The 10,000-nt window shown below is 54.0% G+C and carries 8 protein-coding genes (1 of these 8 cut by a window edge); all 8 read right to left on the bottom strand.

Annotated elements, in window-relative coordinates; genetic code table 11:
* Positions 1-2,345, bottom strand: partial view of a DNA gyrase subunit A gene (gene gyrA, locus MJA45_RS00040; RefSeq protein ID WP_315605289.1) — the 5' portion only. It extends 130 nt beyond the left edge of the window; the window shows 2,345 of its 2,475 coding nt (coding positions 1-2,345); it begins with the start codon at positions 2,343-2,345; its stop codon lies off the left edge, out of view.
* Between the two features lie 81 nt (positions 2,346-2,426).
* Positions 2,427-3,578 carry a polysaccharide deacetylase family protein gene (locus MJA45_RS00035; protein ID WP_315605288.1) on the bottom strand — a complete coding sequence of 384 codons (1,152 nt, stop codon included), beginning with the start codon at positions 3,576-3,578 and terminating at the stop codon, positions 2,427-2,429.
* A gap of 136 nt (positions 3,579-3,714) precedes the next feature.
* Positions 3,715-5,631: a DNA topoisomerase (ATP-hydrolyzing) subunit B gene (gyrB, locus tag MJA45_RS00030; protein WP_315605287.1), complete on the bottom strand. Its 1,917-nt coding sequence runs from the start codon at positions 5,629-5,631 to the stop codon at positions 3,715-3,717.
* 33 nt (positions 5,632-5,664) lie between these two features.
* Positions 5,665-5,913, bottom strand: a complete 249-nt coding sequence (remB, locus tag MJA45_RS00025; RefSeq protein WP_315605286.1) for an extracellular matrix regulator RemB — start codon at positions 5,911-5,913, stop codon at positions 5,665-5,667.
* A 15-nt stretch (positions 5,914-5,928) separates the two neighbouring features.
* Complete coding sequence (recF, locus tag MJA45_RS00020) at positions 5,929-7,041, bottom strand: DNA replication/repair protein RecF (protein WP_315605285.1); 1,113 nt, start codon at positions 7,039-7,041, stop codon at positions 5,929-5,931.
* Positions 7,041-7,256 (bottom strand): S4 domain-containing protein YaaA, encoded by a 216-nt coding sequence (yaaA, locus tag MJA45_RS00015; RefSeq protein ID WP_315605284.1) that lies wholly within the window; start codon positions 7,254-7,256, stop codon positions 7,041-7,043. Before yaaA ends, recF begins: the two co-directional genes overlap by 1 nt.
* 10 nt (positions 7,257-7,266) lie before the next feature.
* Positions 7,267-8,409, bottom strand: a complete 1,143-nt coding sequence (dnaN, locus tag MJA45_RS00010) for a DNA polymerase III subunit beta (protein WP_315605283.1) — start codon at positions 8,407-8,409, stop codon at positions 7,267-7,269.
* Positions 8,410-8,650: 241 nt separating this feature from the next.
* The gene (dnaA, locus tag MJA45_RS00005) at positions 8,651-10,000 is read right to left on the bottom strand and encodes a chromosomal replication initiator protein DnaA (protein ID WP_315605282.1); all 1,350 of its coding nucleotides are present in this window, start codon (positions 9,998-10,000) and stop codon (positions 8,651-8,653) included.

The raw sequence follows: 10,000 nt of genomic DNA, 5'->3' as shown, positions 1-10,000 counted from the left end.
CGGCCCATCATGGAAATGCTCTCCATGCTCATACGGATGATGGTTCCCTGAGCGGTAATGATCATCAGGTCCTCGTCTTCTTTGACGACCTTGAGGCCTACCACCGGACCATTCTTAGACGTAATGTTCAGCGTTTTGATTCCCTTACCGCCGCGCGACTGTATCCGGTATTCGTTCATAGCGGTACGTTTACCGAAGCCTTGGGAGGTAACGATCAGTACGCTGTCCGCTTCCTCGGCCGTATCCATATCGATGACCGCATCGTCCTCGGAGATATTGATCCCTCTGACTCCTGTCGCGGAGCGTCCCATCGGACGGACATCCTGCTCGGGGAACCGGATGGAGATGCCCTGCTTCGTTCCCATGATGATCTCCTGCTTGCCGTCCGTCAGCTTAACCCCGATCAGCTCGTCATCCTCGCGCAGGTTGATGGCGATCAGCCCTCCCTTGCGGATGAAGCGATAATCCTCGAGAGGTGTTTTCTTAACAATTCCGCTGCGCGTAGCGAAGAACAGGTTCTGCTCGGAATCAAAGCTTTCGACTGGAATCACGGCGTTAACCGTCTCGCCTTGCTCAATCTGAATCAGATTGATGATAGGCGTTCCGCGGGAAGTCCGGCTGAGCTCCGGAATTTCGTAGGCTTTGAGCCGGTATACCTTGCCCCTGTCGGTAAAGAACAGGAGATGGTGATGCGTGTTCGTGACGAACAAATGTTCAACGAAGTCGTGCTCTTTGGTATCCATCCCAATGACCCCGCGTCCTCCGCGCTTCTGGGACCGGTAGGTGGTCACCGGAAGACGCTTGACGTACCCGGAATGGGTGATCGTAATGATCACGTCCTCCTGAGGAATCAAGTCTTCGTCTTCGATGCTGTATTCGCCTATTGTGATTTCGGAGCGGCGCTCGTCGCTGAATTTCAGCTTCACTTCTTCGAGCTCGTCGTTAATGATGGCCAGAACCAGCTGCTCATCCCCAAGGATGGCCTGGTATTCGGCAATCTTCTTCATAAGCTCCTTGTACTCTTCTTCAATCTTCTCGCGCTCCAAGCCGGTCAGACGCTGCAGACGCATATCCAGGATCGCCTGGGCCTGGTCATGACTCAGGCTGAACTGGGTCATCAGGCCCTCCCGGGCTTCGTCTGTGGTTCGAGAAGAGCGGATAAGGGCGATGACTTGATCCAGGTGATCAAGAGCGATCCGCAAGCCCTCCAGAATGTGGGCACGGGCTTCCGCTTTGCGCAGATCGTATTCGGTCCGCCGGCGGATAACCTCCTGCTGGTGCAGCAAATAATAATGCAGCATATCCTTCAGGTTCAGGACCTTCGGCTCTTTGTTCACCAGCGCAAGCATAATAATCCCGAAATTGGTCTGCATGGCGGTCTGCTTGTACAGGTTGTTCAGAACGACGTTCGGATTCACGTCCCGGCGAAGCTCAATGACAATCCGCATGCCGTTACGGTCTGACTCGTCCCGCAGATCGGTGATCCCGTCGATCTTCTTCTCCCGAACCAGGTCGGCGATGCTGACGATCAGGCGCGTCTTGATTACCTGATACGGCAGTTCATGCACGATGATTCGGGCTTTGCCGTTCTGTTCCTCAATGGTGGCCCTGGCCCGCATGGTGACGGAGCCGCGCCCGGTGGAATAGGCTTGCTTAATGCCTTCCCGGCCCAGGATGAAGCCTCCCGTCGGAAAATCGGGGCCTTTGATGAACTGCATCAGCTCCAGAGGGGTAACCTCCGGATTTTTGATCATATGCTGAATCGCATCGATCACTTCGCCCAGGTTATGGGGAGGAATGTTGGTGGCCATCCCGACGGCAATCCCGGAAACCCCATTAACCAGCAGGTTCGGAAAACGCGCGGGAAGAACGACCGGCTCGTTCTCTTCCCCGTCATAGTTAGGAGCAAAATCGATGGTTTCTTTGTTGATATCCCGGAGCAGTTCCATGGCGATCTTGGAAAGCCGCGCCTCGGTGTAACGCATGGCGGCAGCCGAATCCCCGTCAATGGAGCCGAAGTTTCCGTGGCCGTCAACGAGCATATAACGGAGGGAGAAATCCTGGGCCATCCGGACCATGGTTTCATAGACGGCGCTATCTCCATGCGGATGATATTTCCCGATGACTTCTCCTACAATTCTCGCCGATTTCTTATATGGCTTATCCGGGGACATCCCCAGTTCGGACATGGCAAACAAAATTCTGCGGTGAACGGGCTTAAGACCGTCCCTTACATCCGGCAGTGCACGGCTGACGATAATACTCATGGCATAGTCCATAAAGGACTCGCGCATCTCGGAGCCTATATCTCTTTCCCTAACTTGTGAATGTAACTCTTCGGCCATGGTTTACCTCCCGAAATTGTGCATCACCTTATATTATATTACTTTCACTACGTTAGCACAATTAAACCTTCGCCGCCGTGATTAACGAGAAGCCTTTACGGTCGGGGCCTGGCGGGTTTGATAAACATGCCGGTTCGGGTTAAAAACGATCTTCTCGCCTAGAATGCTCTCCAGGTCTTTTAAGAGAATGTAATTTTTGCCGTTTCTCTCCTGCAGGGGAGACTCCAGACGGATAACCGAAGGGCCGCTCTTGGCTGTGAGGGTATCCGGCGACACCAAATAAACCTGGTCCTTGTATTGGATCTGAAGCTGCCCGGATTCCGTCTGGGTCGCGAAACCTCCCAGCTGCCGGAGCGTCCGGCTCAAAGGGACGTATTTGGTTTCGGGAACTTCCAGAGAAGTACGGTACAACACCTGGTTATGAAGCTTCTCCGGGTCCATGTAAGGACTTCCCGCATTGATTCTTGGAATCTGCATCGGATCGCACCGCCGCGACGCCATTTCATTGAGTGTGGTAAAAGCGAATGCAATGCCCGCCGATTGAATGTTATTCTCCGCTTCTTTATCAAACAGGCCGAAGGGATAGGCAAAGGAGTCATGCTTCCGGTTCTCGATCCGGTCGAGCTCCCGCAAACAGGAAGCGGTGTCGTTTTGGATTCGGGAGGCATATTCCTCCGGGGTTTCCAGACGGCCGTCCGTCTTTTGCTTCAGCAGAAGAGGGGTGCCTTCCTGGCTTTTGCGGTGGAGCCGGTGAGTATGGCATTGGGCCGTCACAGATAAGGGAGAGGTGGTCATCTCTTGGATCTGGTCCCGGGAAAGGGAAGGGATGCGGGTGTCCAGCGGGTGCTCCAAGTCACCGGTAATGACAAAATTGACCGCCGGAATATCGAGCTCCTTTAGGATCGGGTAAGCTTTCGTGTAGAAGCTCTGGTACCCGTCGTCAAAGGTCACCAGGGTTGCATTGGCGGGTACCGGCCCACCGGCGAGAAAGCCCTTGAAGTCCTCAAGCGTGATAAAATGATAGTCTTTGTCCTGCAAATACTCCAGCTGCCGGCGGAACAAATCAGGCGTGATCGTGACTCCGCTTTCGGCAGTCTCGTCGATATGGTGATAGGCCAGGACGGCCACTTGATCGTAAAACAATGGGGCGTTCCGGGATTCGGCCAAGGCGGGGGAAAGAACAAACAGGCCGATCATGGCGGCGGCGAGCAGCCGGGAAAGGGTCTTCTTCAACCAGCGATCCTCCTCAAATGCGGATAAGTTGCAAGCGTTTTCGATACTAGTTTATAGGCAATTTCGCCCATTTTCAATTTAAATTTTTGTAAAATCCAAAAAAAAAGAAGGCCGAAAGGCCTTCTTGGAGATGGGGCTAAATATCGAGATTTTTGACGTATTTGGCATGTTCTTGGATGAAGTCGCGACGCGGTTCAACATTATCCCCCATAAGGGTGTCGAACAAGGCGTCGGCTTCCATCGCATCCTGGATGCTGACTTGAAGCAGGGTCCGCGTTTCGGGATCCATCGTGGTCTCCCACAGCTGGCCGGGGTTCATCTCGCCGAGACCCTTGTACCGCTGCACGTTGACCTTCACGCCTTCCCCGAATTCGGCGATGATGGCATCGCGCTGCTTCTCGTTGTAGGCGTAGCGGACCGTTTTGTTGCGCTCCACCTTGTAGAGAGGAGGCTGGGCGATGTACACATATCCGCTTTCAATCAGCTTCCGCATGTAGCGGTAGAAGAAAGTCAGCAACAGCGTCCGGATGTGAGCGCCGTCGACGTCGGCATCGGTCATGATGATAATTTTGTGATAGCGGGCTTTGCTGATGTCGAAATCGGTGCTGATCCCGGTTCCAAGCGCGGTTATGATGGCCCGGATCTCCGTGTTGGAGAGAATTTTGTCGAGACGCGCCTTCTCCACGTTCAGGATCTTCCCGCGCAGGGGAAGGATCGCCTGGAAGTGCCGGTCGCGGCCCTGCTTGGCGGAGCCGCCCGCCGAGTCGCCCTCTACGATGTACACCTCGCTGATTGAGGCGTCCTTAGACGAGCAGTCGGCCAGTTTGCCGGGCAGGGAGCTTACCTCCAGAGCACTCTTACGTCGGGTGAGTTCGCGTGCCTTACGGGCGGCTTCCCGGGCTCTGGCGGCCTGAATGCCTTTTTCCATGATCTTCTTGGCCGTAGCCGGATTCTCCTCAAGGAATTCCTGCAGCTTCTCGGAGAAGAGCGATTCCACAATCCCGCGGACCTCGCTGTTGCCGAGCTTGGTCTTCGTCTGGCCTTCGAACTGAGGCTCGGGGATCTTAACGGAGATGATCGCCGTCAATCCTTCCCGGACATCGTCTCCGGACAGGTTCGGGTCGCTCTCCCTAAGGGACCCCGACTTGCGGGCATAATCGTTCAGAATCCGCGTAAGCGCGCTCTTGAAGCCCGATTCATGGGTTCCGCCCTCGTGGGTATTGATATTGTTCGCAAACGAATAAATGTTTTCGGAGTAGCTGTCGTTGTACTGCAGCGCAACCTCCACCTGGATGGCATCCTTGCTGCCTCCCGTGTAGATAGGCGGCTCATGAAGCTTCTCCCGGTTGCGGTTCAAGTACTCCACGAAGGAAACGATCCCGCCGTCGTATTTATACGTATTGGACACATCGGTCCGCTCGTCGGTCAGGTTGATCTCGATTCCTTTGTTCAGGAAAGCCAGCTCTCTTAAGCGCGACTGCAAAATATCGTAATCATAGACGGTCGTTTCCTGGAAAATTTCCGGGTCCGGCTTGAACGTGGTCTGGGTACCCGTGCCTTCCGTTTCCCCGATGGTTTTAATCTCATACTGGGGAACCCCGCGGCGGAATTCCAACTGATAAATTTTGCCGTCCCGTTTAACCTGTACCACGACGACCTCGGAGAGGGCGTTGACGACGGATATACCGACACCGTGAAGGCCGCCGGATACTTTATATCCGGAGTCCTCGCCGCCGAATTTTCCTCCGGCATGAAGCACGGTCATGACCACTTCAAGCGTCGATTTCTTGAGCTTGGGATGCTCGTCAACGGGAATTCCCCGGCCGTTGTCAATGACGGTAATGCTGTTGTCCTTGTGCACGATAATATCAATCCGGTCGCAGTAACCGGCGAGAGCTTCGTCAATACTGTTATCCACGACCTCCCATACGAGATGGTGAAGGCCGCGGCTGCTGGTCGAGCCGATGTACATCCCGGGGCGCTTTCTAACCGCCTCCAAGCCCTCCAGCACCTGAATCTGACTGCCACTGTACGTATTAGGGTTAACCGACATTCACGTTCACCTTCTTCTTATAGTTAAAAACGGTCAAGTCATCCAAAGCTGATTGGCCCTCTTCTTCAAAGTCGTCGAGGAAATGGGGGAATAGTAGACCTTGCCAACGGTCACAACAATCGACTTGCTTTCTTCCTCCCCGATCGTCTCGATGTTCTTCTCTTTGGCCGCTTCGCTGACGAACTGCTTCGATATTTTGGAATTTTTCTCTATGGATAAATCAAAGATGGCTACGAGCTCAGCCGCTCTAATAATTTTGTCCCCGCCCAAATGGATAAACATAGGAGTCATCCCCCGTTACTCGAATACACCGCCGTTCTTCACATGAAAAACCGCGGCATCGTGCAGGTTATTAAGATTGACGCTTTCGATTCCGGTTGTGGTGATGAACGTCTGGACCTTCTCCTGGAAGGTTTCGATCAGCTGCGTTTGCCGGTATTGGTCGAGCTCCGAGAGCACGTCATCGAGCAGAAGGATGGGATATTCGCCGACTTCCTCATGAATCAATTCCAGCTCGGCCAGCTTAAGCGAGAGCGCGGTGGTCCGCTGCTGTCCCTGGGACCCGTACACATCCGCTTCCCGGCCGTTTATATAGAACACCATGTCGTCCCTATGCGGGCCGGTCAAGGTGGTACCCCGCCTGAACTCCTGTTCGCGTGTCTGTGTTAACTTTACCATAAACCGCTCAAATAAAATAGATTCATCTTCGGCATCGTCAAAATCAAAAGAAGGGCGGTACACAATCCGCAGCTCCTCCTGATCGTTGGTGATGCCGGCATGGATCCGTTCCGCCCAAATTTGCAGCTTTTTTATAAAGCTTTGCCGTTTTTTCATCATTTTAGTACCGTGGGTGACCAGCTGTTCGTCCCAAACCTCCAGCATGGTGGAATCGTGGGCCTTCATAAGGCCGGTCTGCTTGAGCAGATTGTTGCGCTGGGCCAGTATTTTCTGGTACTGCATGCTGTCGTAGAGATAGGAGGGCTGCACCTGGCCGATCTCCATATCGAGAAAACGGCGCCGGATGCCGGGAGCCCCTTTCACAATCTCCAAGTCTTCCGGGGCGAACATGACGACGTTGAAAGACCCGATGAACGCGCTCAGCTTGCGCTGCTCCAGTCCGTTGATCTTCGCCTTCTTGCCCTGCCGGGAGATGGTGAGACCGAGCTTCGTCAGCCCGTACTTTTTCTCCACCTCACCTGTCAGAACCGCCTGGTCGTGGTTCCACTGGATGAGTTCCTTGTCCTGGTGGGTCCGGTGCGATTTGGTCAGGGCAAGCACGAAAATAGCCTCGAGCAGGTTCGTTTTGCCCTGTGCGTTGCGGCCGACGAACAGATTCACCTTGTGGTCCGTATTCAGCTCGAACTGCTCGTAATTGCGGTAATGCTGGAGCGCCAGCCTCTTCAGAAACATTATTCGCGCACCACAACAAACCGGCCGCAGCCTTCCACGTTCACCTGGTCGCCGGCTACGAGCTTGCGGCCGCGGCGGTTCTCGGGCTCCCCGTTGACCTGGATGACGGCATCCTGCAGGAACGCTTTGGCCTGGCCTCCGGTCGAAATGCAGTCGGCCAGCTTAAGAAACTGACCGAGGGTAATGTACTCCGTATGAATGGCAATATTCTTCAATGCGTTCGCCTCAATTCGTTGTCCGGTAAGGAAGGATCAGCTGCAAAATCTTGGTGTCTCCCTCCGGTTGAATGATGATCGGGCTCATGGAGCCGGTGAAGCCCAGGTGAATCTGCTCGCTGTCGATAACCTTCAGGGCGTCCAGCATGTACTTGGAGTTGAAGGAAATGCGGAGCAAGTCGCCTGACACGCGCGAAACCGGAATCGTTTCCGTTACCTTGCCGAGCTCGGTGGAGCTGGAGGAGATCTCCACGGATCCCTGGTCCTGCATGACCAGCTTAACGATATTCGTCTTGTCCTCGCGGGAAAGCAGATAAGCGCGGTCAATGGAGTCCACGAGCTGCTTCGTGTTAAGAACAAGCTCGGTTTGAAAGTTCTGCGGGATGAGCTTCGACGTATCCGGATAGGTGCCGTCCAAGATCCGGGAATAGAAAAGAAGATTGTCCAGCTTGAACAGCACTTGGTTGTCCGAAACGACGATATCGACGAGGGTGTTCTGGTCCGGAAGGATCTTGTTCAGCTCATTTAGAGTCTTCCCGGAAATGACGATGTTACCAAACTGCTGCTCGCCGACCGTTTCCATCGGGGTCTCCCGCTGGGCGAGACGATGCCGGTCGCAGGAAACGAGCTTAAGCTCGTTGTTGGTGAGGGTCCAGAGCACACCGGTCAGGATAGGCGTCGTTTCGCTTGTCGACACGGCAAAGGACGTTTGGCGAATCATCGTTTTGAGAAGGTCGCTGGCGATGGAGATGACCTTTCTCTCTTCCACTTTGGGCAGGTGAGGATATTCTTCCGGATCGAGCCCGACCATCTGAATCTCCGACGTGCCGGAACGGAGGGTGGCTTGAAACGGAGGACGGACCTCGATTTCGACATCTTCCGCCGGGAGCTTCCGGATGATTTCGACAAAGAACTTGGCGGGAAGGACGATGCTGCCTTTTTCCGAGAGCTGAATGATCTGCTTGCCGTCGGTTTCCGCCGGAATAAACGACTGGATGGAAATGTCGGTATCGCTCGCCGTAAGGGTAAGCCCGTTCGGAGACGCATCCAGCTTGATCCCGCTCAGGATGGGAATGGTGGTCCGGCTGGAGATGGCTTTCGACACATGCTGGATGGATTCATTCAGATAGGATTTCAATATTTTAAGTTTCATGGTTTCACTCCTGGTTCTATATGGATGGCAAACCTCATACCTTTAGAGGGAAGACGTCGAGCGGACGGCCCAAAAGGAAAGAAGGCGAAAGCCGAGTTTCCCCTTTATATTATATATTTTTTTATTAGTAATAGCAGTAGGGGGCCTGAATATGTGGATAGGTGGACAAGACCAGCATAGATCAAGCCTATCCACATGTTAATAGATTGTGCATAGGCTTGAAGTTATTCACGGTTCGTTGTTAACCGGGATTTTTTATTTTATCGGTGATGTTGTGGATAATTTTGAGCAGGTCTTGATCCTGCTTGAGGGTCATGCTGATCTTGTCGTGGGCGTGGATGACAGTCGTATGGTCCCGCCCCCCGAACGCCTCCCCGATCTTGGGAAGGGAATAGTCCGTCAGCTCCCGGGAGAGGTACATGGCGACCTGCCTCGGAAAGGCGACAGCTTTGGTTCGCTTGCGGGCTTTGAATTCCTCCAGGCGCAAACCGTAAAACTCCCCGACCTTCTGCTGGATGTCCTGGATCGTGATGACCTTCGGCCGGTTGGACGGAATAATATCCTTCAGGGCGTCCGCGGCAAGCGGAACGGAAATGTCCTCGTTGATAAGAGAAGAATAGGCGACTACCCGGATTAAAGCGCCTTCCAGCTCACGGATGTTCGTGTCGATCTGGTTGGCTATGTACACCAGAGCCTCGTTCGATATCTCCAAATTTTCCGCTTTCGCCTTCTTCCGCAGAATCGCAATCCGCGTCTCCAGATCCGGCGGCTGAATATCGGTAATCAATCCCCATTCAAACCGGGATCGGAGCCGTTCCTCCAGGGTCGGAATCTCCTTCGGCTGCCGGTCGCTGGAGATAATAATCTGCTTTCGTTCCTCATGCAGCGCGTTAAACGTATGGAAGAACTCTTCCTGCGTCTGCTCCTTGCCCGCCAGAAACTGAATATCGTCAATGAGCAGCACGTCGATGTTGCGGTACTTGTTGCGGAAATTCTCCCCGCGGTTGTCCCGGATCGCATTGATGAACTCGTTCGTAAATTTCTCGGAGGAAATGTAGAGCACCCGGGCAGCCGGATTGTGCTCCAGCACATAATGGCCGATCGCATGCATCAGATGCGTTTTGCCGAGTCCCACTCCTCCATAGAGGAAAAGCGGATTGTAGGCTTTGGCCGGCGCTTCGGCGACGGCTAGCGAGGCCGCATGGGCAAACCGGTTGCCCGACCCGATAACGAACGTATCGAAGGTATAGCGGGGGTTCATCATGCTCATAAACGGCTCTTCCTGCTGAACCGCCGGCCTCGGTGCCGGAACGGGAGGCGTATGGGCGGCGGGCGGAAGGTCCTCCTCCAGAACGAACTGGACCTCCACATTCTTGTCCAGGCATTCGTAAACCGTGGAGCCGATCATTTTGGCGTAGCGCGTCTCCAGCCATTCTTTGGCGAAATTGTTGGGAGCGCAGATGATAAGGAGGGAATCGGTAAAGACGCTGGCTTTAGTGGATTTGAGCCAGGTATCGAAGCTGGGTTTGCTTAATTTGGTTTGGATGGCCGCTAGGACCTGCTGCCACTGGTCATTTATTTGGCTTTCCAC

This window comes from Paenibacillus aurantius, from assembly GCF_032268605.1.
GTDB classification, from domain to species: Bacteria; Bacillota; Bacilli; order Paenibacillales; family NBRC-103111; genus Paenibacillus_AO; species Paenibacillus_AO aurantius.
The sequence above is the reverse complement of the archived record's forward strand: the minus strand, read 5'-3'. Positions and strand labels throughout refer to the sequence as shown.

Coding starts and splice junctions, on each gene's coding strand:
- gyrB (WP_315605287.1), bottom strand. CDS start 5,631: ATGTCGGTTAACCCTAATACGTACAGTGGCAGTCAGATTCAGGTGCTG.
- remB (WP_315605286.1), bottom strand. CDS start 5,913: ATGTTTATCCATTTGGGCGGGGACAAAATTATTAGAGCGGCTGAGCTC.
- recF (WP_315605285.1), bottom strand. CDS start 7,041: ATGTTTCTGAAGAGGCTGGCGCTCCAGCATTACCGCAATTACGAGCAG.
- dnaN (WP_315605283.1), bottom strand. CDS start 8,409: ATGAAACTTAAAATATTGAAATCCTATCTGAATGAATCCATCCAGCAT.